Genomic DNA, 22,460 nt, shown 5'->3' on the forward strand with positions numbered 1-22,460 from the left:
AAAGCAAAAGCGATCTCAAAAATGAAACCGCTTTTTTATTTTCAAAAACTGAAAATTATACTTTCATAATTTCAGCTTCTTTTACTTTAAGATGATCATCACAAGCTTTCACATGTTTGTCTGTAAGCTCCTGAATAGTTGTTTCTATTCCTTTGATAAGGTCTTCAGAAACACCTTCAAGTCTTTTAAGTTCTTTCAAACCATTTTGTCTTGCGTTTCTCACAACGATTTTTGTATCTTCAGTTTCTCCTTTAGCCTGTTTTGCAAGTTCTTTTCTTCTTTCCTCCGTTAAAGGCGGAACGTTAAGGATGATATTTTCCCCGTTGTTTGAAGGCGCAAAACCTAAATTAGAATTAATAATAGCCTTTTCAATAGCGTTGATCGCTGTTCTGTCCCAAGGTTGAATAGAGATTGTCATCGCATCCGGTACAGAAACATTGGCAACCTGATTAAGGGGAGTCGGAGCTCCGTAATACTCTACCATTACATCCTGAACCATGCTCGTAGACGCACGTCCCGCTCTGATTCTTTGAAATGCATGATCCAAGTGCTTAATAGCTGCTTCCATGTCCTGCTTTACAGATTCTACTATAAGATCTAATTCTTCCATTATATAATAAAAATTTGATAAGTTACACATTTATAAATAATTAGCAATAAGTAATGGTAATTAAGTAATTTCTGAATCTATGAATTTTTTAATCTTTTAATTAAAACTATTCCTAAATCTTATTACCTAATCCCTATAATTACAAATCTACTAAAGTACCAACATTTTCTCCGTCTACTATTTTCTCTAAATTACCATCTTTGTTCATATCAAAAACAATGATCGGCAATTTGTTCTCATGACTTAGTGTAAATGCTGTCATATCCATTACTTTAAGATTTTTAGCATAAACTTCGTCGAAAGATAATGAATTATATTTTACTGCATTTTCGTTTTTCTCAGGATCGCTGTCGTAGATTCCGTCTACTCTTGTTCCTTTTAAAATTACGTCGGCATCGATTTCAATGGCTCTTAGTGTTGCAGCAGTATCCGTTGTGAAATATGGGTTTCCTGTTCCCGCTCCGAAGATTACTACTCTTCCTTTTTCAAGGTGTCTTACGGCTCTTCTTTTGATGAATGGTTCGGCAACTTTATCCATTTCGATAGCAGATTGTAATCTTGTTTTCACTCCTGCATCTTCCAAAGCACCTTGTAAAGCCATTCCGTTGATTACGGTTGCAAGCATTCCCATATAATCTCCCTGTACTCTGTCCATCCCCTTTGCTGCACCTGCCACACCACGGAAAATATTTCCTCCTCCAATTACAATGGCAACCTCACAGCCTTTTTCTACCACTTTTTTAATCTCAGCCGCATATTCTTCAAGCCTTTCGGTATCAATACCATATTGTCTGTTCCCCATTAAGGCCTCACCACTAAGTTTCAGAAGGATTCTTTTATATTTCATTTTTAATTTTTAATAACTTTACTAGCTCTATCAATTTCTCCGGAATTTGATTTTGCAAATATAATCATTAATAATATTGATTTTATATTATAGATTATAAATTTTGAATATGCTCTTTTATACCGCTAATAAAGGCTTTCTTTATTTTTTTCTATGAACTTTTCGACTTTTCTGAAGCTGATACCTCTGATATTATGCTTAGTTAGCTTTATCGGCCTGAAGCTCCTGAAACCTTTCATTTTTTTGTCAAACTTAAATTAATTGATAAAATAGGCTTTCTAATTCTTCTTATTATTCAAAATAAACCTAGAGATGTTAATAATAAACACACATTTTTACAAAACTTAAAATTTAAATATAAATAATGTGAGAAATATTTTGAAAAGTACGAAAAAGGGTTATTTTTGCATTAATAATAAACTGAATTGAAGAAAATTGTCATTTTTTCATTATTTCTATCAGGAATTGTTTCTTATGCACAAACAGGAACAAATGTTTTCCCGTTTTTAAACCTTCCTGTTTCTGCGAGACAGGCTGCTTTGGGCGGTGATGCAATTTCCATAAGAGATCATGATGTTTCCTTTGCTATTGCAAACCCATCTTTGTTGAATAAAGATTCTGATAACCAACTCTCTGTAAATGCAACGGCTTACCTTGCAGACTCTAAATACGGAACTATTGCCTATGCGAAAGACTTTGATAATGGCCATATGGCTACGATCAATGCAAGATACATGAGCTATGGAGATATTCCGAGAACAGATGACAGTGGTTTCGAAAATGGTACATTTAACGCTTCTGATGTTGCTGTTGGAGCGGGATATGCCTACCAATTCGAAGAAGACTGGACAATTGGTGGTGGAATAAACTTTATCACTTCAAAAATTGACACTTATACTTCTTCTGCTATTTCAGGAAATCTTGGAGTAACCTACTATAATAAAAAGAATAAAGAAACTGCTTCTGTCATCATAAGAAATTTCGGATATCAGTTTAAAACTTTTAATGGTACGAGAGAAAATCTTCCCTTTAGAATAGATTTAGGATATACGAAAATTTTAAAAGCTATTCCTTTAGCCATTACGATTACAGCACACGACTTGCAGGAATTCGATATCTCTTCTCCATATAATGTGAACGGGCAGGAAGTAAATGTTGGCAGAAAAATTGCCGATCACTTCTCTGTTGGCGCAGAATTGTTCCCGGAAAAAGGCTTCAATATCAGATTGGGGTATAACGTAAAAAGAGGAAATGAACTGGCTGTAGCGGATCAAAGAAATTTCTCAGGACTTTCTGCAGGATTCGGAATTAAAATTTCAAGATTCCGTATAGATTATGCTCATGTGAGGTATCATAATTCTTCTAATGTCAATCAAATAGGAGTTTCAATGGATCTTACGAGTCACGCAGGATATTAATTCAAACTAAAATTTAATACAAAATAATAAAAAACCTTAAGAAAAACTCTTGAGGTTTCTTGATTTTTAAGAAAATTTCTTGAAATTTGCGGTATGAAAAAACCTGTAATTGCTATTGATGGCTATTCGTCTACCGGAAAAAGTTCAATCTCCAAAGTTATTGCCAAAAAGCTTGGACTTATTCATCTGGATACAGGTGCACTTTACAGAGGAGTGACATGGTTTGCGCTTCAGAAATGTCTTAATGATAGCGGATCTATCAATTTGGAAGTGTTATTTGCTTCTTTTGATAATATTGAGCTTGAGTTTAAAAATAATCATGGAGAATTAGTTCTTTTTCTTAATCATATTGATATTTCAAAAGCAATCAGGACAAATGAAGTTTCCGACAATGTAAGTTTGGTCGCAAAACAAAAAGAAGTGAGAGATTTTTTACTTCAATCTCAACGCTCTTTGGCAGAAAAAGGTGGCATAATAATGGACGGACGTGACATCGGGACAGTAGTTCTGCCAAATGCGGACTATAAATTTTTCCTGACAGCAAGTATCGACGAACGTACAAAAAGACGTTATAACGAATTGATAAGTTTAGGGATCGAAGCCAACGAACAGCAGGTAAAGGAAAACCTTATAATACGTGATAAGATTGATAGTGAGCGGGAAATAGCCCCATTGAAGCAGGCTGAAGACGCTATTGTAATTGATAATACCACCCTTACAAAGCAGGAAACTATCGAGACTATTTTATCTCACATCAAAAAGATTTAACAATTTTTAATAGGACATTTACCTCCTTTGGTATATTAATTGTACATTTCAACGCAAGTAAAGACTAATATTTATTAACTATTAAAAAAAACGAAAATGTCTAAAAAAAACAATACAGCGGGTATTTTGGCAGGACTTCTTGCAGGTGCTGCAGCGGGTGTCATCTTAGGAATGCTTTATGCTCCGGAAGAAGGAAAGGAAACCAGAAAGAAGATAAAAGATAAAGCAAGTGATCTTAAGGATCAGGCTAAAAATAAATACGGAGAAGTTTCTGAAAAAGTGAAAGACCAATATGGTAATATCTCTTCTACTTTTAAGGAAACAGCAAATAGCGTAGCTCATACAGTGAAAGACGGATACGACAAATACAAAGATCAGATCGTTTCTAAAACTGCAGACGTAGTAAAAAACGTAGAATCGGAACTGAATGATCTAAAATAATAAATGATTTATTTTTTAGGTAAATTATGAGAAGGAACTTTATAAATGAAAGTTCCTTTTTTTGTAACTTTAAAAAAAAACAATGATTGAAACTATTAAAGAATACGCGACGAAAAGGATAGATCTCCTCAAAATTGAAGCCACAGAAAAGTCTTCTCTTTCAGCCGGAGTTATCGCCTATCTTGTTGTATTGCTTGTTGCCTTTGGTTTTTTCATTATTCTGTTCAACTTTGGGATCGCATTTCTTCTCGGAAGAGCCATGGGCGATCAATCCTATGGATTTTTGATTGTTGCAGGTTTTTATCTTTTGGTAATGATCATTATTATGATATTTAAAAAGAAAATCGTAAATTATGTGGCAGATCAGGTTATTAAATTTTTAAATCATTAAACTATGGGCAGAAACTATGAGAGCTTAGAAGAATTAAGAAGAAAGAAAAAACTGTTGAAAGAAGAAATCGACGGTTTGGAAGATCTTCTGACATTCAAAAATACGAAAGAAAGTTTGAGTGCATTTACCAATGGTTTAACAGATCAGTATCTGCAGGAAAAAGTAGATGATGACGGTGACGAAAAAGTTGTTCTCAGAAAAGATGTTATTGCAAAACAAATAACATCTGAAATCAAAGATGCTCTGATTAGTAAGAATACAGCAATAGGTATTGCGAGTTCTGCCTTTAAAGGAGATGCAGTCGATATCATGATTAATCTCGCAGTAACAACTTTGGTTGGAAATTATGCCAAAAAAAATATGAAAAGCCCAAACTGGAAGAAGAAATTAATTGGTGCAGCAATGATCTACCTCGCTCCTATGGCACTGAGGCTTGTAAGAAAAAAACTGGAAACTTATCAAAAAAACAAAAGTGTTTCAAGTATGGAGCAACTTATCTAATTGTTTTAGAGTTTTAGAGTCGGAGATTTTAGGGTTAAAAAAAACCAAACACTCCCACTCTAAAACCCTATTACACTCAAACTCGGAAGAGTTGCCCTAAAATAATCCCTGCCGCCATAGAAACATTCAGGCTTTCTGTAGACTGCGATTTTCCGAATCTTGGAATCATGATACTTTTTTGAATTAATTTTTCTGTTTCCGGACGCATTCCGTTTCCTTCGTTTCCTAAAATTAAATTGATTTTTTCAGGCTTTTTAAAATCATAAATATTTTCCCCGTCCATATCGGTTCCGACATTTATATTTTCTGTTTGTGAAAGATATTCAATCAGGTTTGTGTATGCGATATTTACTCTTGTAAAAGATCCCATACTTGCCATAATTACCTTTGGATTATAAAAATCAACGGTATCTTCACTGCAAATAATCTGTTCAATTCCGAACCAGTCTGCAAGCCGAATAATTGTCCCCAGATTTCCCGGATCCTGAATACCATCCAAAACCAACTGAATATTTTTATCTTCTAATTTTTCTTCCGGATTTATATAACAGACAGCTACAGAATCTTTAGGATTTTGCAGAAAGCTAATTTTTTTCAACTCATTTTCAGAGATATGAGTTATAGGTACATCGGTACGGTCCAATTTTTGCGGATCGGTAGAAAATATTTCTTTAATTTTAAACTTAGAATCGGGAAGTTCACAAATGATTTTATTACCTTCAACCAAAAACAAATTGTATTTTTGTCTGAACTTCTTTTTATCTAAAGATTGTAAAACTTTTATTGTATGAGCTGTAAGCATTATAAGAATTCTCCTCAAAAATATTATAAAATTATATCATTTGCAACATTTGTGGGTCTCCTTTATGCTTGTAGTACCACAAAAAAAGTTCCGGATGGCGAATATCTGCTTGTAAAAAACAATTTTGAGTTTGAAGATAAAAAAACTTCTTTCGACAGCGAACTGAAAGGTTATGTACAGCAAAAGCCTAATAAAAGGCAGTTTCTTTTCATGCCTTTGAGTTTATGGTTATACAATGCAGCTAATCCAAAGTATGATACTCTTCTTAATGAATACATGACGTATCCTAATGAATTAAGGGATCAAAAATTAAGAGATTCTCTTTTCGTAAAGTACAATATGAAAAGTAGCGTAGGGAAAAGTCTCTTTTTTGACAGATTATATCACAGTTGGGGTTCCGCTCCGGTTATTTTGGATCAGACAAAAACAGAAAAAGGCGCAGAATCCGTTGAAAAAAGATTGACATATCGCGGTTATTGGGATGCAGAAGTAAAATTTAAACAAGATCTTGATTCTGCTGCAAAAAAAGCAACGGTTAGCTATTTTGTTACGCACAAAGATCCTACTTATATTAAAGAATATTATTACAATATTACAGATCCGACTGTTAAAAATATTTATCAGCAAAAGCTGCATCAAAGTTTGGTAAGACAAGGGCAAATTCTTGATCAGACGGTTCTTGAAAAAGAATTAACAAGGATTAATGACCTTATGAGAGATTATGGTTATTATAAGTTTAATAATTTCGGAGATGAAATATATTTTGTTGCCGATTCTATTAAAAGCAGAAAACAGGTCCCTCTAACGCTCGAAATTCACAAGGATTCTCTGGACAGACCTTACAAAGTTTCTACAATAGGAAATATTGATGTCGCCATTGTTGATGAAATGAGTGATTATCCTAAAAATACAATAAAAGACAGTCTAAGAGGCATCCGATTCCATAAAGTGGATAATAAATATAGTTCCCGCGCAATCTGGAGAGCAATTGCATCCGGACACAAGCAGGTGTATGATCAAAAGAAATTCGATCTTACGAAGAGAAATCTTTTGGCTATGAATAATTTCAGTATCCTTAAATCAAGAGATTCCTTAAGACATGGTGGCGGAGTAAGTCCAAACGACAGTATCGTAGATGTAATGTATATCCTTAAACCTCTTCCAAAATACGAATTAAAAGTAGGAACAGATGTAAATTATTCCCAGCTTTTGAATTTGGGAATTTCCCCTTCTGTTGATCTAACGACTAGAAATATTTTTGGTGGCGCAGAAAACCTTTCTACGAGCGTTGCCGGAACATTTGGTTCTATCAGAAGTACAAAAGATATCAGCAAGAGAATTTTGGCTTATGAATTATCTGCTCAGGCTTCTCTTAATTTCCCAAGATTATTGTTGCCTTTTGATTATTATAAATTACTTCCCAAAAGATACAGCCCTACTTCATCGATTGTTTTAGGAGCTTCGGTTCAGAACAATATTGGTTTAGGAAGGCTAAATTTCAATACAGGTCTGAATTATTTAGCAAATGTAAATGACAAAGTTTCTCATAGACTTACTTTGTTTAATACACAGCTGAGTTTAACAAAAAATAAGTCTGCCTATTACGATTATTTCGTAAATGATGATGCCATCAGACGAGAAATTTTTACAGATTATTTTACTTCCCATCCGGCGATTGCTCAACAGTTTAGTTCAGGACAATTGACTATTGATGAGGTTTCACAGAAGATTACAGAAGATACAGCTTACCTGCAAGGTTTAGATCAGCAAGGTGTCGATCGTTTCACAGCATTTGTCGGAACTTTGGTAAATAAGGACCGACAAACTCAGGATGTGTTGATTTCTTCCATGATTTATAATTTTGTTTATAATGAAATTGGAAAAAAAGAATATCCGAATGCCTTCTATTTCAATGGAAAAGTAGAATTGGCAGGAAATATTTTCAGTATTTTTAACCAGAAAAGAAATGACGGAGGAATTGTAACAAGTCCGGAAAGAACAATTTTCGGAATTCCTTATGCTCAGTTTGTAAAGTTTGATTTTGATATCAGAAAATATTTTAAATTTAATAACAATACCCTGGTTCTTCGTCAGTTTGTCGGTGTCGGAATTCCTTATGGAAATTCTTCAAATATGCCTGTAATCAGATCATATTTTAATGGTGGTTCTAATGATATCAGAGCGTGGGTTGCTTTTGGAGGTCTTGGTCCTGCAGATTCTCAGGTTGATGAAAGAGTTCGTACTTACATGACAGATAATTTAAAATTAACGACCAATATAGAATTCAGAGTTCCTTTCAGCGATATGTATGAAGGAGCACTTTTTACCGATATCGGTAATACCTGGAGTCTTAAAAATTATAATGACGGATATGGAGATGAATTTAAATTTAATAAATTTTTAGGACAAGTGGGAATCGGAAGCGGATTCGGATTAAGAGTAAACGTAGCCTATATCACATTAAGACTAGATTTAGCCTATAAAATGTACGATCCTAACAAACCTGAAGGCGACAGATGGAGAATAAAAGACTTCCAGCCTTTCAAACCTACATTGAATATTGCGTTTGGTTATCCTTTCTAAAACAATAATTAAAAAAACTAAGTAACATGAGTGATCAGTGGGGAAAATTTTGGGAAAACTACGCAGGTGGTGAAGCTACAAATGAAGATGATCTCTATATTCAGGTTGGGAAAACAGCAAACAGAGCCCCTATTTCTAAAGAAGTTTTTGAAAATATTGTAATGGATATTACTGAAAAGCTGGAGCTCAAAAAAACAGATATCCTTTTAGAAATGTGCTGTGGGAATGGATTATTTACTTTTCCATTATCTCATATGGTAGAGTATATTTATGCTTTTGATTTCACTAAATCACTTATTGATAATGCTTTAAAATTCAAATCTAACCGCAATATTGAATATGCTGTTGGAAATGGTAAAGAAGATTTCACTAGGATATTTAAAAATGAACTACCCACTATTCAGAAGTTTTTAATAAATGATGCGATTGCCTATTTTTCACCAAAAGATGTTGAATTAATCATTGAAAGAATCTCTACAATTTCTAAAGATTTCAAATTCTACCTTACAAACATTCCTAATGATGAAAATAAATGGAATTTTTACAATACACCTGAAAGAAAAGCAAATTATGAAAAAGCCATCCGGTCAGGTGATGTTTTTTTAAGTGGAATGGGTCGTTGGTGGACAAAATCCGAATTCATTACTATCGCTGAAAATTTTAATTTAAAAATTAAAATTTTTGATCAGACCAATGAATATTCCTATCGAATGAGTATTTTATTATATTCTTAATTATAATTAATTTCTATAAAGCGGGAAAAAGTTATTTACGGTTCTCCAGATATTCATATAAGCTACAAGTTTGTTATATTGCTCCTTATTTGCAATATGCTTCCAAACTGAAAACTGCAGTCTGTTTTTAGAAAATCCCGATTTAAAAAGATAAAGATTATCATCATCTCTTCCGGCAAAACCACCTCCGAGATGTAGAAAATGGAGATTTTTTTTCATTGCAATTATCCGTGCTTCATCCAAAATAAGCTTCATTGGAGCATCTTTTATGCTATTTTCTGCTGTTGTTGCCAAATGATACTGCATTACATTTCCTACGACCGTAAATATTGCCCCAGCAGCAAATTTGCCATTTTGTTCAGCCATTAAAAGGATAATTTCATAATCTTCATTATTTAAAAATCCATGAAAATAATCTCGGTCATAATAATACCTGTCAAATGCACGGACTTTTTCCATCGTCTTGTAATACATTTCAATAAAATTATCAATATCAGCAGGATTTTTAGTTTCAATAATCGTGAAATTTCTCTCTCTGAGATATCTTATCTCATATTTGGTAGATTTTCGGTATTGCTTTATCTGGGATTCTGAAGATTGAACCAAATCTATCACAACCGTCTTATTAATACCCGCTACTTCTCCGAAATCGGTAAAAAAAGTACTGTAATCACATAAAGGGTGTAATCTTGAAAAGATTGAAACGATATAATTTTTATCGCAAAATCTCGAAAATTCTTCATGAAAAAAAGCAAAATGTTCCTTAGATAATTCTTTAAAATTTCTATTGGCAATAGGTCCGCAATATCCATATACCGAAGTAAGATCAAAATAACCCGTATCTTCTATATTGCGCACTTTAAAAGGAAATGCAATCATCTCATTATCAAACTCCGAAACAAATAAAACTGAAGGAAAAGAACTTTCAAGAGAATGATAAAAATAGGTATGGTAAATATCATAAAAAACGCAGGATTTTACAATTTTTTCCCACTTTTCTTTATCAGCGATTTCAATGGTATAAAATTTTTTAACATCCATATAGCGTTGTAAGTGTGTGTATCAAATATAATGAAAGATATATGCCATTTTAATCAGGCGAAATACCCAGAGCAAAATACACAACAGCGACCGTTCTCGCAAGTATTTCTCTGAATTGATTCCTATAATAACTTTCCGGCTTTGTAACATCCTGAGCATCAAAGCCCAATGCATTCATGCTGTTATTTCTTGCAAAAAGTAACGCCCGAAGATTATGAAACCCTTGTGATACAATGATAACATTATCTTTTTTGTAAACATCTTTGCAGCGCAAAATGCTTTTATAGGTATTAAAACCTTTAGGATCTTCAATAATGATGTCTTCAGGAACACCTTCCTGATAGATGAGGTAATTTTTCATGGCTGCCGGTTCATCATAACCTTTACTCTTCTCGCCACTTACAAGGATTTTTCTTATTTTACCATGATGATAAAGCAGAGCTGCAGCATCCATTCTTTTCGTAAAGTAAGGGTTGGATAAACCTGATCTCATCTTTGGTGAAGTTCCTAAAACAAGTGCAATTTCCCGTGGAGGGATCTTCGATATCTTGGTATAAGTTCTTCCGTCTGTCAATGCAAAAACCCATGCATTGGCAAGACATATCAACAGAACGGTTATTTCTATTGATATGAATATCAGGTTAAATATGTTTTTTATAATTCTCAACTAAGATCAAAATTAAGCTTTATTTTTTTGCTTTTTGCAATAGACATACAAGCTAGAATATGTCCTTTTTCTTCTTCCTTTTCCGTTAAATACTCATTTTCGAGCAATTCAACTTCGCCTTCTTCCAAAATACATTCACAACTTCCGCAAATCCCGGATTTACACGAATAAGGTACGGGAAGTTTTTGAATTAATAACTGTTGCAAAATTTTCTCTTCATTCGTAGGAAGTTCTGCAAAATATTCTTTTCCAAAAACCCGAAGCTCTACAGCAATATTTTTTACTAAAGGAAATTCTTTTTCAATAGGATAAATATCGTCATTAAATTCTTCAAAAAGCTCAAAATGTATATTTTTCTTTGGAATTCCGTGATCATAACATGCATTGGCTAGAGTTTTAATCATTTCACCTTTCCCACAAATTAAAACATCATCAACAGCATCCCAAATAGTAGATTCTTCATCAGTATCATCCAAATGAAGAATTTGATTGATAATTAAATTTAATTTTTTCGCATCCAATCTTCCGTGAAAAAAATTGTTCGTGGTTTTTTCCTGAGAAAAGAAATAGAAAATCTGTAATCTCTCACCATAAGTTTTCGCAAGATTGTCCAAAGTTTCCTTGTAAATTAAATCCTCTGAACTTTTATTTCCAAAAAATAGAAATAGTCTTGTTCGGGGCTCGTTATGAAGAATATTTTTAAAATGACTTAAAATCGGAGTAATTCCTATTCCTGCAGCAAAACCTACAATCGTTCTGAACTCGCTAGGTTTTGAAATTAAAGTAAACCTTCCGCTTGGTTCACTTATCAATAATTCATCTCCGACATTATAATTTTTAAATAACTGTGAAGCTGCACCATCAGCGGAATTTATTTTAATTCCTAATGCTATTTTTTTCTCATAAGGAGCCGACGTCATTGAATAATCATTAATCACGTCTTCATTATGCGATTGAAATTTCACACTTACAAACTGTCCCGCCTCAAATTTAAAATTTTCGTGTAAATTCTCCGGAATTTCAAACTCCAGAGAAAAAGTATTTTTGGTCAGTTCTTCCTTTTTCGTTATTTTTAGCCAGTGAAACTGTGTCAGTTTCCCCTTATAGATTTGTTGTTCCATACTTCAATTCAAAAATAGATAAAAAATAATTATGAAAAAGATAATTTTATCCACGTTGGTCTTACTTGCGGTTTCTGCCTGCAAAAAGGAAAATCAAAAAATTGAAAAAGAGAATGGTTCTTCCGACACTATTTCTACAGTGGAAACAAAACAGCCTGAAGCTTCTAAAATTAATTTAAAGCAGACTTCACCACAAGAATTATCTAAAGATTTAGCAAAAAGCAACGATACCTTATATGTTACCAATTTTTTTGCAACATGGTGTGGACCTTGTATGCAGGAAATTCCTCATTTTAAGAAAAAAATTCAGGAATTGGACGGAAAAGCAGTAAAATTTACATTCGTGAATATTTACAACAAACCCGCTTGGGAAACTGAAGTTCCTGTTTTTGCAAAAGAAAGTGGTTTGGCAGATAAAATTGTTTTACTTGATGATTCTAAAATTGATCAGAATTTTTTCAGCAATTTTAGTAGTTGGAAAGGAAACGGAATTCCTTTTACGTTCTTTAGAAAAGGTAATAAAACAGACGAAATTGAAGGATCAATGTCTGAAGAAATATTGAATGAAAAGATTAATTCATTCTTAAAATAAATTTTACAGAATTATTTCTGAATAATGCCAAATAAATTTAAAATCCTGTGTTTTCTGTTCATAATCGCCATTATTTTTACTGCGATCACTAACCTGAATACAGGATTTTTAAGTTTAAATATAGATGATTTTTTCAGTGAATCAATAAACAGTCAGATTGCTGAAATCCGTGTTAATCGGGTTTTGGTAATGCTTTTGGCAGGAATTTCAATTCCGACTTCCGGTTTTTTGATGCAGGAATATTTTCAAAATCCTTTAGCCGGACCGGATATTTTGGGAATAACTTCTGTGGCAAGCTTATCGGTGGCTTTTTATATATTTTTTTCTTCTGATATTCTCCTTCCCGATTTTCTGCAAAACAGCTTTCTGAGCTTGTCTGCCATCATTGGAAGTCTACTGCTGATGTTCATTTTATTATCATTTTCAAATAAATTTCAGGATAAATCATATTTAATTATTTTTGGATTTTTGGTTTCTGCATTTGCCGGAGCTCTTGTTTCTATGTTACAGCTTTACGCTGAAAATCAAAGTTTAAAGAATTATATTTTATGGTCTTTCGGAGCCAATAATATGGTGACGAGAAATCAGATTATTGTTTTATCAATTTTAGTTTTAATAGGATCATTTATTTGTTTTAAAAGTATAAAACCTTTGATCGGAAATTCATTGGGGAGTTCTTATGCACAAGGTTTTGGGGTAAATTTGAATCATTTAAAACTCCTGATAATCGTTGCTTCTTCTCTGCTTTCAGCTTCAATCACAGCATTTTTGGGACCTATTTTATTTATAGGAATTATTGTTCCGCATTTTTGCAGATTGATCTATAATCCCGCAAAACTCTGGCAACAATGGATTTTAAATATGTTTTTGGGAATGTTGATCATGTTATTATTTTCAATCATTGCAGAAAAAACTCAGATTCCTTTGAATGTGATAAGCTCTATATTTGGAATTCCTGTGATATTGATGATGCTTTTGAAACAGAATAAGGTTTAGCTGTTGGTTTTTCGCAAAGGCGCAAAGTTAATTTACAAAAATAATGTTTTAAGGCGCAAGGATTTTATCTTCGATAAAATTTAGGATTGCGAAATTATTACAGAGTTAATGTGGCACAACACTTGCTGAGAATCTTTGATTTTCTTGCGCCTTAAAAACAGCTTGGAGATTGCAATCTTTGCGCCTTTGCGAAAAACCAACAAAGTATAAAATAAAAACCACAATACAAATGACAGAAAACGAATTATCAAAGATTGTCTTTGAGACAGGATTAAAAATTCATAAAAAGCTCGGAGCCGGAATGTTTGAGAACGTTTATGAAGAATGTATGTTTTATGAACTGACCAAAGCTGGATTATTTGTAGAAAAACAAAAACTACTTCCAATTGTCTATGAAGAATTGAGAATAGAAAATGCTTTCAGATTAGATATGATCGTAGAAAATAAATTGATTTTGGAAATAAAAACTGTTGACTATATTAATCCAACTCATAAAGCTCAACTCTTGACTTATTTAAAAATGACAGATTGTAAGTTAGGATTATTATTAAACTTTCAATCGGATGTTTTTAAAAATGGAGTAACTAGAATCGTAAACTTTTTATAAATTAATCAGTATGAAAATTTGACAAAGTCAAATTCCTTGCGCCTTAAAATACTATTTTTGTAAATTAACTTTGCGCCTTTGCGAAAAACCAACAAAGAGAAATGCACCTACAAATCAAACAAGCAAACATTGGCTACAACCAAACCTTAATTTCAAATGCAAATGCGAATTTGAATTTAGGAGATGTATGTCTATTGATTGGTAACAATGGTGTCGGGAAAACCACTTTAATCAAATCTATTCTCCATCAGATTCCCTTATTAAGCGGAGAAATTTCTATTAATCATAAAAATACAAAAAATCTTTCCGTTAAAGAGATTGCAGAGAATATCGCAGTTGTTTTTTCAAAATCAATTATTCCGCAGAATTATACGGTTGAAGACCTTATTTCATTGGGGAAATATATTTACTATCCTTTCTATTTTGAGCTTAAAAAAGAAGACAGAGAAGAAGTTTCGGAGATTATTACAGAATTAGATTTAGATCAGTACAAACATACTTTATTAAGAAATCTTTCAGACGGAAATCTTCAAAAAGCTTTTATCGGTCGAGCTTTGACACAGAACTCTCCTATCATTATTCTTGATGAACCGACAACACATTTAGATGAAAAAAATAAAGTTATTATTCTAAAAACACTCCGAAAATTAGCCAAAGAACAAAATAAACTAATTCTTTTTTCTTCTCACGACTGGCGACTGGCAAAAGAGTTTGCAGACAAAATCTGGTATGTAAAAGACAATAATTTATATTCCGGAATTGTGGAAGATGTTTTGCTTCAACATGACGAACTTACGAATGCTTCTTTATTTCAAGTCAATGAAAATTTTGTTGCTCCAAAAATCATTGCACCTGATTTTTATAAAGAAATGTTGTATTCTTTGCTTCAAAAAAACTTCCAAAAAGACCTTTCTTCATTAAATTTTGAGTTCCAAAACAACTTTTGGGTTATTTCTAATGATTCTTTCAAACAACAATATGAATCTTTCGAAGAAATAGTTAATTTTGTGAAAACCATCTACTAATACTCGTCTTTCTTTATTAAATTCACATACTATGCATGCATAGTATTATGCTAATCATACAATTTAATCAATTAACTGTCAGGTTATTAACAAAATTTAACGTTAATAAATACTATGCATGCATAATATTTACTAAATTTGATAAAAACCATTACAGCAAAAAATGATGGACAACAATAAAGATAAAATAGAAAATGTAGATTTAATTTTAAAACAGACCTGGTTGGCTGTTTCTAAAATGTACACAGATCTTGCTCAGGAACATGATTCCACGGCCGTTCAGGCACTTACCCTTCTTAAAATTGATCCTAAAGAAGGTACAAGAAGTACTAATTTAGGTCCTAAAATGGCTATCGAACCGACTTCATTAACAAGAATAATCAAACTTCTTGAAGATAACGGATATATCTACAAGGAGAAAACGACCACAGACAAACGTGAAGTGATTATTAAACTTACAGATAAAGGACTGAATTCCAGAAACATGTCTAAAGAAGTCGTTGTTAATTTCAACAAACGGGTGATGGAAAAAATCTCTCCAGAAAAGTTGGATACTTTCAAGGAAGTAATGGTTGAAATCATGAAAATTGCAGTCGATTTAAATAATAAAAAATAATATAATAAATCAAATGAAAAGAAGAATCAAACACGTAACGGTTCTTGGTTCAGGAATTATGGGAAGCGGTATTGCGGCTCACTTCGCTAATATTGGCGTAGAAGTTTCGCTTTTAGATATCGTACCTTTTGAATTAACTGAAGCAGAACAGAAAAAAGGTTTGACCAAAGATGATAAAGCGGTAAGAAACAGAATCGCTTCTGAAAACTTTGAAAAACTGAAAAAAGCAAGTCCGGCTCTACTCTATTCTCCAAAATTTGCAGATAGAATCAAGGTTGGAAATTTTGATGATGATTTACCAAAAATAAAAAATACAGACTGGATTATTGAGGTTGTAGTTGAAAGACTTGACATCAAAAAATCAGTTTACGAAAAAATCGAACAGTTCAGAAAGCCAGGAACTTTAGTTTCTTCAAACACTTCCGGAATTCCAATTAATATGTTGGTGGAAGGAAGAAGCGATGATTTCAAGCATTATTTTGCTGGAACGCATTTCTTTAACCCTGTGAGATATCTTCCTCTTTTAGAGATTATTCCTACCAACGATACAAATTCGGAAATTATTGACTTCTACATGAATTATGGAGCAAAATTTTTAGGTAAAACAACTGTTTTAGCAAAAGATACTCCTGCGTTTATTGCGAACAGAATCGGAGTTTTCTCAATGATGGATTTGCTTCACAATGTTCAAAAACTTGGATTAACAGTTTCTGAAGTTGATAAATTGACAGGTCCTGTTATCGGTCGCCCAAAATCTGCAACGTTCAGAACAGCTGATGTTGTTGGATTAGATACGTTGGTGATGGTAGCAAACGGCGTTCGTAACAGCGGTGCTGAAGCTAATAATTTCAATGATGTTTTTGCTCTTCCTGATTACATCCAGAAAATGGTTGATAATAAATGGTTAGGTTCGAAAACTGAGCAAGGTTTCTACAAAAAAGTGAAAAATGCAGAAGGAAAATCTGAAATTCACGGATTAAATCTTGATACATTAGAATACGAACTTCAAGGTAAATCTTCTTTCCCGACTTTAGAATTAACTAAAAATATTGACAAGCCAATTGACAGATTTAAAGTTTTAATTGGTGGAAAAGACAAAGCCGGAGAGCTTTACAGAAAATCTTTAGGTGCATTGTTCGCTTATGTTTCGCATAAAGTTCCTGAAATTTCTGATGAAGTTTACAAGATCGACGATGCGATGAGAGCTGGTTTCGGTTGGGAAAACGGTCCATTTGAAATCTGGGATGCCGTTGGTGTTCAAAAAGGTATTGAGTTGGCTAAAGATGCCGGTTATGAAGTTTCAGACTGGGTAAAAAATGTAGAAACTTTCTATAAAGTTAATGACGAAGGACAAAGCATTTACGTTGATAAAAACTCAGGAGAATACAATAAAATTCCGGGGCAGGATGCTTTCATTATTTTAGATAATATCAGAAAAAACAAAACGCTTTGGAGTAATTCGGGAGCTTCGATTGAAGATCTTGGAGATGGAATTATCAACTTTGAAATCCGTTCTAAAATGAACTCTCTTGGAGGCGAAGTTTTAGATGGATTAAACAGAGCGATCGATTTAGCTGAAAAAGAATATGACGGATTAGTAATCGGAAATCAAGGTACGAATTTCTCTGTTGGAGCGAATTTAGCGATGATTTTAATGATGGCTATCGAGCAGGATTGGGACGATTTGAATATGGCGATTGCTTATTTTCAAAAATCGATGATGAGAGTTCGTTATTCTTCTATTCCTGTTGTTGTTGCGCCTCACGGAATGACGCTTGGCGGTGGTTGCGAAATGACAATGCACGCCGACAGAGTGGTTGCAGCAGCAGAAACTTACATCGGATTGGTTGAAACCGGAGTTGGTGTAATTCCTGGCGGTGGCGGAACGAAAGAGCTGACCTTGAGAACTTCAAGAGAATTCCACAGTGATGATGTTAAAAATAACAGACTTCGTGAAGCTTTCATGAATATCGCAATGGGTAAAGTCGCAACTTCTGCTTACGAAGCCTACGACATGGGAATTCTTGAAAAAGGAAAAGATATCGTTTCCGTAAGCAAAAACAGACAGATTGCAGAAGCTAAAAAAATTGCAAAATTATTGGCTGAACAAGGTTACACTCAACCGATTGAACAAAAGGTGAAAGTTTTGGGTAAAGATGCTTTGGGAATGTTCTATGTTGGAACTGATCAGATGTTAACCGGAAACTTCATCTCTGCACACGACAAAAAAATTGCAGATAAGTTAGCCAACGTAATGGTCGGAGGAAATCTTTCTGAACCCACAATCGTAACTGAACAATATTTATTGAATCTTGAAAGAGAAACGTTCTTACAGCTTTGTGGGGAAAGAAAAACGTTGGAGAGAATTCAGTACATGTTGCAAAACGGAAAACCTTTGAGAAATTAACCGTCAAGTTTTGAGCCACGAAGTGGCGAAATAACAATAGCATCGGGTGAAACCCGGTGTAAAAAATAAAAAAAACAGAATAAAATGTCAAAGACAGCATATATAGTAAAGGGTTTCAGAACTGCCGTTGGAAAAGCTCCAAAAGGAAGTTTAAGATTCACAAGACCCGATGTAATGGCGGCAACCGTAATTGAAAAATTAATGGCTGAACTTCCGCAATTAGACAAAAACAGAATCGATGACCTTATCGTAGGAAACGCAATGCCGGAAGCTGAGCAAGGCTTAAATGTGGCGCGTTTGATCTCCTTAATGGGATTAAACACAGATAAAGTTCCCGGAGTTACCGTAAACAGATATTGTGCATCAGGAAGCGAGGCGATTGCTATTGCTTCTGCAAAAATTCAGGCAGGAATGGCTGATTGTATTATTGCGGGAGGTACAGAATCAATGTCTTACATTCCGATGGGTGGTTACAAACCGGTTCCTGAAACGGAAATTGCAAAAACAAATCCTGATTATTATTGGGGAATGGGCTACACTGCCGAAGAAGTTGCAAAACAATATAATATTACAAGAGAAGAACAAGATCAGTTCGCTTTTGAATCTCATATGAAGGCTTTAAAAGCTAATGCAGAAGGTAAATTTGCCAATCAGATTGTACCGATTCCTGTCGAGTATAATTTTTTGGATGAAAACCAGAAAATGCAGACTAAAAAGTTTGATTTTTCAGTGGATGAAGGTCCAAGAGCAGATACTTCTTTAGCAGGTTTGGCTAAATTAAGGCCAGTTTTCGCCAACGGAGGAAGTGTAACTGCCGGAAACTCTTCTCAAATGAGTGACGGAGCAGCTTTCGTAATGGTAATGAGCGAGGAAATGGTAAAAGAATTAGGACTGGAACCAGAAGCAAGATTAGTGGCTTATGCAGCAGCAGGTCTTGAACCTAGAATTATGGGAATGGGACCAATTTACGCAATTCCAAAAGCTTTGAAACAAGCAGGTTTAGAATTAAAAGATATTGAATTAATTGAATTAAACGAAGCATTTGCATCACAGTCTGTTGCCATCAAAAAAGAATTAGGTTTAAATCCTGATATTTTGAATGTAAACGGAGGTGCAATCGCTCTTGGTCACCCACTTGGATGTACAGGAACGAAATTAACGGTTCAACTTCTCGACGAAATGAGAAAACGCGGAAACAAATACGGAATGGTTTCTATGTGTGTAGGAACTGGACAAGGAGCAGCTTCAATTTTTGAGCTTTTATAATAGAATAAAACTAAACCTTCAAGGTTTTTAAAACCTTGAAGGTTTCCTTAATAAGAAAAAAATTAAATATTAAATGGGAAATATAGTAAAAGGAGGAGAATTCCTGATCAAGGAAATTCCTGCAAACGAAATTTTCAGTCTTGAAGAACTTTCTGAAGAGCAAAAAATGCTTCGTGATTCAGCAAAAGAATTTATTGATAGAGAAGTTGTTCCGCAACACGATCGTTTTGAGAAAAAAGATTATGCACTGACTGAAGAAACAATGCGTAAATTAGGAGAAATGGGACTTCTTGGAATCACCGTTCCTGAAGAATACGGCGGTCTTGGAATGGGATTCGTGAGCACAATGTTGGCTTGTGATTACGTTTCAGGAGGAAACGGTTCATTAGCCACTGCTTACGGAGCTCATACCGGAATCGGGACTCTTCCTACTCTTCTTTACGGAAGTGAAGAATTGAAAAAGAAATATCTTCCGGATTTGGCGACAGGAACAAAATTCGGAGCGTATTGTTTGACAGAGCCGGATGCTGGTTCTGATGCAAACTCAGGAAAAACAAGAGCAAGATTATCTGAAGATGGGAAACATTACATCATCAACGGACAAAAAATGTGGATTTCAAATGCAGGTTTTGCAGATACTTTCACTTTATTTGCAAAAATTGATGATGATAAAAATATTACTGGTTTTGTAATCAACCGTTCAGAATTAGAAGATCCAAACAGTTTGACTTTTGGTGAGGAAGAGCATAAATTAGGAATTCGTTCCTCTTCTACGCGTCAGGTTTTCTTCAATGATATGAAGGTTCCTGTAGAGAATATGTTGGGTGAAAGAAATAACGGTTTCAAAATCGCTTTAAACGCTTTAAATGTCGGTAGAATTAAATTAGCTGCGGCAAACCTTGACGGACAGAGAAGAATTTTAAACCACTCTATTCAGTATTCAAATGAAAGAAAACAGTTTGGTGTTTCTATTTCAACTTTCGGAGCGATCAGAAAGAAAATTGCTGAAATGTCAACAGGAGTTTTTGTAAGTGAAGCAGGATCTTACCGTTTAGCAAAAAATGTTGAAGATAAAATTGCAGAATTGGTTGCCGGAGGAATGGATCATCAACAAGCTGAATTAAAAGGTGTTGAAGAATTTGCAGTAGAAGCTTCTATTCTTAAAGTTTTTGTTTCAGACTTAACTCAAAATACAGCAGATGAAGGAATTCAGATCTATGGTGGAATGGGATTCTCTGAAGATACCCCAATGGAATCTGCGTGGAGAGATGCCAGAATCGGAAGAATTTACGAAGGAACCAACGAAATCAACAGACTTCTAGCAGTTGGAATGTTAATCAAGAGAGCAATGAAAGGAGAATTAGACCTTCTATCTCCAGCAATGGCGATTAGCAAAGAATTGATGGGAATTCCGTCATTCGAAGTTCCTGATTATTCAGCATTTATGAGCGAAGAAAAAGCAATTATTGCTAATCTTAAGAAAGTTTTCTTAATGGTTTCCGGTGCTGCTCTTCAAAAATATATGATGGATATTGAAAAACAGCAACATTTATTATTGAATGCATCTGAAATTCTTAACCAGATCTACATGGCAGAATCTGCAATTTTAAGAGCAGAAAAACATTTCTCTGCTGATTCTGTGGAAGCTGCAATGGCTCAACTAAACCTTTACAAAGCCATTGATAAAATTATTGCTGCTGCAAAAGAAGGAATTGTTTCTTTTGCGGAAGGAGACGAACAAAGAATGATGCTTTCAGGATTAAGAAGATTTACGAAATATACAAATAGTCCGAATGTAGTGGCGTTAACTGAAAAAGTTGCTGCACATTATATTGAAAAAGGACATTACTAAAATAATTTAATGAAAGCGTTTCATTTATACTGAAACAGATTTCTGAAACAAAAAATCCCGAAATTTACTTTCGGGATTTTTTTTGAAATTACAATTGCTTTTCTCCAATTTCATTTATTTCGTTATAATTTTCTTTAGGATTTACTCCATATTGATTTCTTCCCGGTGTTCCTTCAGTAGCACAAAGTACCAATAGCCAAATTCCACCAATAATCGGAATAAGACCTATGAAAAACCACCATCCACTTTTATCAATATCGTGCATTCTTCTAACGAATACCGCTAAACCAGGGATAAAAGTAGCCAATGCATAAAGCAAATAAATAAATCCGTAAGGGACTTCCGGTGTAAACTTCAATCCTAAAACATTATCCAGTATTGCTGCTATAATTGCAAAAATCATATTGAATAACAAAAACATCCAGTATTCTGTTCTTCTTGCTCTTCCATCAAAATCAGCGTACTGCTTTAATACTTTTAAATACCATTTCATAGTTATTTTGTTTTATTGTTAAAGTCAAAAATAAAGATTTTTTTTAATACCAATACTTTTTACGAATAAAAATCTCATTTTATTGAAATATAAAATTTTTCACTTGCTGAAATTTATTTAAAGAAAAACATCATAACAGAAAATTTTTAGGAAAAAGAATGGAAGATATTTTTTACTTTTGTGATCTACTTTTACATGAAATGACAAAAGACGAAATGCTCCACAGAGCAATAAAAATAGCCGATAAGGCACACAAAGGTCAAACCGACAAATATCACGTTCCATACATCGCCCACGTAATGCGGGTCATGGAATATGGTAAAACATTGGATGAAAAAATCGTAGGCGTTTTACACGATGTTGTGGAAGATCATCCTGTAGAATTCAGTCTGGATTATTTAAGGGGTGAAGGTTTTCCTGAGTATATCATTTTCGCAATAAGCTGTCTTACAAAATTCGATCCCGATGAAGAATATGATGATTTTGTAAAAAGAACAGAACGTTCTCCTCTTGCTGTTGCCGTAAAATTAAATGATCTTCGTGATAATATGGACTTGAGAAGAGTGAACCGGGAATTAACGCCAAAAGACATCAAAAGATTCAATAAATATTTAAAAGCTTATCATTATCTGATTGATAAGTATTAAAAAAAATAAACCTTCTTTCAATCAGATTGATTTTA

The 22,460-nt window shown here is 33.7% G+C and carries 23 protein-coding genes; 16 read left to right on the plus strand and 7 right to left on the minus strand.

Annotated elements, in window-relative coordinates; translation table 11 throughout:
- Positions 1 to 55 precede the first annotated feature (55 nt).
- Together frr and pyrH are read right to left on the minus strand one after the other, a co-directional pair.
- Positions 56 to 610, minus strand: coding sequence for a ribosome recycling factor (gene frr / locus ABD745_RS07125; protein ID WP_344827350.1), 555 nt, complete (start codon positions 608 to 610; stop codon positions 56 to 58).
- A 139-nt stretch (positions 611 to 749) separates the two neighbouring features.
- Positions 750 to 1,457, minus strand: coding sequence for a UMP kinase (gene pyrH, locus ABD745_RS07130; protein ID WP_047402086.1), 708 nt, complete (start codon positions 1,455 to 1,457; stop codon positions 750 to 752).
- A gap of 425 nt (positions 1,458 to 1,882) precedes the next feature.
- Between pyrH and porQ the strand changes: the two genes are divergently transcribed.
- The 5 genes from porQ to ABD745_RS07155 all read left to right on the plus strand — a co-directional run bounded on the left by porQ (position 1,883) and on the right by ABD745_RS07155 (position 4,976).
- Positions 1,883 to 2,875 carry a type IX secretion system protein PorQ gene (gene porQ, locus ABD745_RS07135; RefSeq protein WP_344827353.1) on the plus strand — a complete coding sequence of 331 codons (993 nt, stop codon included), beginning with the start codon at positions 1,883 to 1,885 and terminating at the stop codon, positions 2,873 to 2,875.
- Positions 2,876 to 2,968: 93 nt separating this feature from the next.
- Positions 2,969 to 3,643: a (d)CMP kinase gene (cmk, locus tag ABD745_RS07140; RefSeq protein WP_344827355.1), complete on the plus strand. Its 675-nt coding sequence runs from the start codon at positions 2,969 to 2,971 to the stop codon at positions 3,641 to 3,643.
- A gap of 96 nt (positions 3,644 to 3,739) precedes the next feature.
- Positions 3,740 to 4,084 (plus strand): YtxH domain-containing protein, encoded by a 345-nt coding sequence (locus ABD745_RS07145; protein WP_344827358.1) that lies wholly within the window; start codon positions 3,740 to 3,742, stop codon positions 4,082 to 4,084.
- Positions 4,085 to 4,166: 82 nt separating this feature from the next.
- Positions 4,167 to 4,475 carry a phage holin family protein gene (locus ABD745_RS07150; protein ID WP_344827360.1) on the plus strand — a complete coding sequence of 103 codons (309 nt, stop codon included), beginning with the start codon at positions 4,167 to 4,169 and terminating at the stop codon, positions 4,473 to 4,475.
- Between the two features lie 3 nt (positions 4,476 to 4,478).
- Complete coding sequence (locus tag ABD745_RS07155) at positions 4,479 to 4,976, plus strand: phosphoribosyl-ATP pyrophosphatase (RefSeq protein ID WP_344827363.1); 498 nt, start codon at positions 4,479 to 4,481, stop codon at positions 4,974 to 4,976.
- A gap of 76 nt (positions 4,977 to 5,052) precedes the next feature.
- Here the strand turns inward: ABD745_RS07155 and ABD745_RS07160 are convergent, their stop codons facing one another.
- A complete protein-coding gene (locus ABD745_RS07160; RefSeq protein ID WP_344827366.1) occupies positions 5,053 to 5,778 on the minus strand; it encodes a TrmH family RNA methyltransferase in 726 nt (241 codons plus the stop codon).
- Here ABD745_RS07160 and tamL point away from each other — a divergent pair.
- Together tamL and ABD745_RS07170 are read left to right on the plus strand one after the other, a co-directional pair.
- Complete coding sequence (gene tamL / locus ABD745_RS07165) at positions 5,764 to 8,361, plus strand: translocation and assembly module lipoprotein TamL (protein ID WP_344827368.1); 2,598 nt, start codon at positions 5,764 to 5,766, stop codon at positions 8,359 to 8,361. The two genes, ABD745_RS07160 and tamL, sit on opposite strands and share 15 nt — an antisense overlap.
- A gap of 26 nt (positions 8,362 to 8,387) precedes the next feature.
- Positions 8,388 to 9,095 carry a class I SAM-dependent methyltransferase gene (locus ABD745_RS07170; RefSeq protein ID WP_344827371.1) on the plus strand — a complete coding sequence of 236 codons (708 nt, stop codon included), beginning with the start codon at positions 8,388 to 8,390 and terminating at the stop codon, positions 9,093 to 9,095.
- A gap of 6 nt (positions 9,096 to 9,101) precedes the next feature.
- On the opposite strand, the gene ABD745_RS07175 is transcribed toward ABD745_RS07170, so the two are convergent.
- From ABD745_RS07175 to ABD745_RS07185, 3 genes are read right to left on the minus strand one after another with little or no spacing between them, the layout of a single operon-like run.
- Positions 9,102 to 10,136 (minus strand): GNAT family N-acetyltransferase, encoded by a 1,035-nt coding sequence (locus tag ABD745_RS07175; RefSeq protein ID WP_344827374.1) that lies wholly within the window; start codon positions 10,134 to 10,136, stop codon positions 9,102 to 9,104.
- Positions 10,137 to 10,185: 49 nt separating this feature from the next.
- Positions 10,186 to 10,803 carry an ElyC/SanA/YdcF family protein gene (locus tag ABD745_RS07180; RefSeq protein WP_047402096.1) on the minus strand — a complete coding sequence of 206 codons (618 nt, stop codon included), beginning with the start codon at positions 10,801 to 10,803 and terminating at the stop codon, positions 10,186 to 10,188.
- Positions 10,800 to 11,924 carry a ferredoxin--NADP reductase gene (locus ABD745_RS07185; RefSeq protein WP_344827378.1) on the minus strand — a complete coding sequence of 375 codons (1,125 nt, stop codon included), beginning with the start codon at positions 11,922 to 11,924 and terminating at the stop codon, positions 10,800 to 10,802. Before ABD745_RS07185 ends, ABD745_RS07180 begins: the two co-directional genes overlap by 4 nt.
- 31 nt (positions 11,925 to 11,955) lie before the next feature.
- On the opposite strand from ABD745_RS07185, the gene ABD745_RS07190 reads away from it, so the two are divergent.
- The 8 genes from ABD745_RS07190 (at position 11,956) to ABD745_RS07225 (ending at position 21,285) form a co-directional block, all read left to right on the plus strand.
- Positions 11,956 to 12,516 (plus strand): TlpA family protein disulfide reductase, encoded by a 561-nt coding sequence (locus ABD745_RS07190; protein ID WP_344827381.1) that lies wholly within the window; start codon positions 11,956 to 11,958, stop codon positions 12,514 to 12,516.
- A 24-nt stretch (positions 12,517 to 12,540) separates the two neighbouring features.
- Positions 12,541 to 13,512 carry a FecCD family ABC transporter permease gene (locus tag ABD745_RS07195; protein ID WP_344827384.1) on the plus strand — a complete coding sequence of 324 codons (972 nt, stop codon included), beginning with the start codon at positions 12,541 to 12,543 and terminating at the stop codon, positions 13,510 to 13,512.
- Between the two features lie 229 nt (positions 13,513 to 13,741).
- A complete protein-coding gene (locus ABD745_RS07200) occupies positions 13,742 to 14,119 on the plus strand; it encodes a GxxExxY protein (RefSeq protein WP_344827387.1) in 378 nt (125 codons plus the stop codon).
- A 101-nt stretch (positions 14,120 to 14,220) separates the two neighbouring features.
- The gene (locus tag ABD745_RS07205; RefSeq protein ID WP_344827390.1) at positions 14,221 to 15,144 is read left to right on the plus strand and encodes an ABC transporter ATP-binding protein; all 924 of its coding nucleotides are present in this window, start codon (positions 14,221 to 14,223) and stop codon (positions 15,142 to 15,144) included.
- A 166-nt stretch (positions 15,145 to 15,310) separates the two neighbouring features.
- Positions 15,311 to 15,760: a MarR family winged helix-turn-helix transcriptional regulator gene (locus ABD745_RS07210; RefSeq protein ID WP_047402308.1), complete on the plus strand. Its 450-nt coding sequence runs from the start codon at positions 15,311 to 15,313 to the stop codon at positions 15,758 to 15,760.
- A gap of 13 nt (positions 15,761 to 15,773) precedes the next feature.
- The gene (locus ABD745_RS07215) at positions 15,774 to 18,167 is read left to right on the plus strand and encodes a 3-hydroxyacyl-CoA dehydrogenase/enoyl-CoA hydratase family protein (protein WP_344827392.1); all 2,394 of its coding nucleotides are present in this window, start codon (positions 15,774 to 15,776) and stop codon (positions 18,165 to 18,167) included.
- A gap of 84 nt (positions 18,168 to 18,251) precedes the next feature.
- On the plus strand, positions 18,252 to 19,433 hold the full coding sequence (locus tag ABD745_RS07220; RefSeq protein WP_344827395.1) for an acetyl-CoA C-acyltransferase: 1,182 nt from the start codon (positions 18,252 to 18,254) through the stop codon (positions 19,431 to 19,433).
- Between the two features lie 73 nt (positions 19,434 to 19,506).
- Positions 19,507 to 21,285, plus strand: a complete 1,779-nt coding sequence (locus tag ABD745_RS07225) for an acyl-CoA dehydrogenase family protein (RefSeq protein WP_344827398.1) — start codon at positions 19,507 to 19,509, stop codon at positions 21,283 to 21,285.
- A gap of 88 nt (positions 21,286 to 21,373) precedes the next feature.
- Here the strand turns inward: ABD745_RS07225 and ABD745_RS07230 are convergent, their stop codons facing one another.
- Positions 21,374 to 21,778 (minus strand): DUF805 domain-containing protein, encoded by a 405-nt coding sequence (locus ABD745_RS07230; protein ID WP_344827401.1) that lies wholly within the window; start codon positions 21,776 to 21,778, stop codon positions 21,374 to 21,376.
- 200 nt (positions 21,779 to 21,978) lie between these two features.
- On the opposite strand from ABD745_RS07230, the gene ABD745_RS07235 reads away from it, so the two are divergent.
- Positions 21,979 to 22,425 (plus strand): phosphohydrolase, encoded by a 447-nt coding sequence (locus ABD745_RS07235; protein ID WP_344827824.1) that lies wholly within the window; start codon positions 21,979 to 21,981, stop codon positions 22,423 to 22,425.
- Positions 22,426 to 22,460: the final 35 nt, after the last annotated feature.

This window comes from Chryseobacterium ginsenosidimutans (assembly GCF_039536845.1).
In the GTDB taxonomy this organism is placed as follows: domain Bacteria; phylum Bacteroidota; class Bacteroidia; order Flavobacteriales; family Weeksellaceae; genus Chryseobacterium; species Chryseobacterium ginsenosidimutans_B.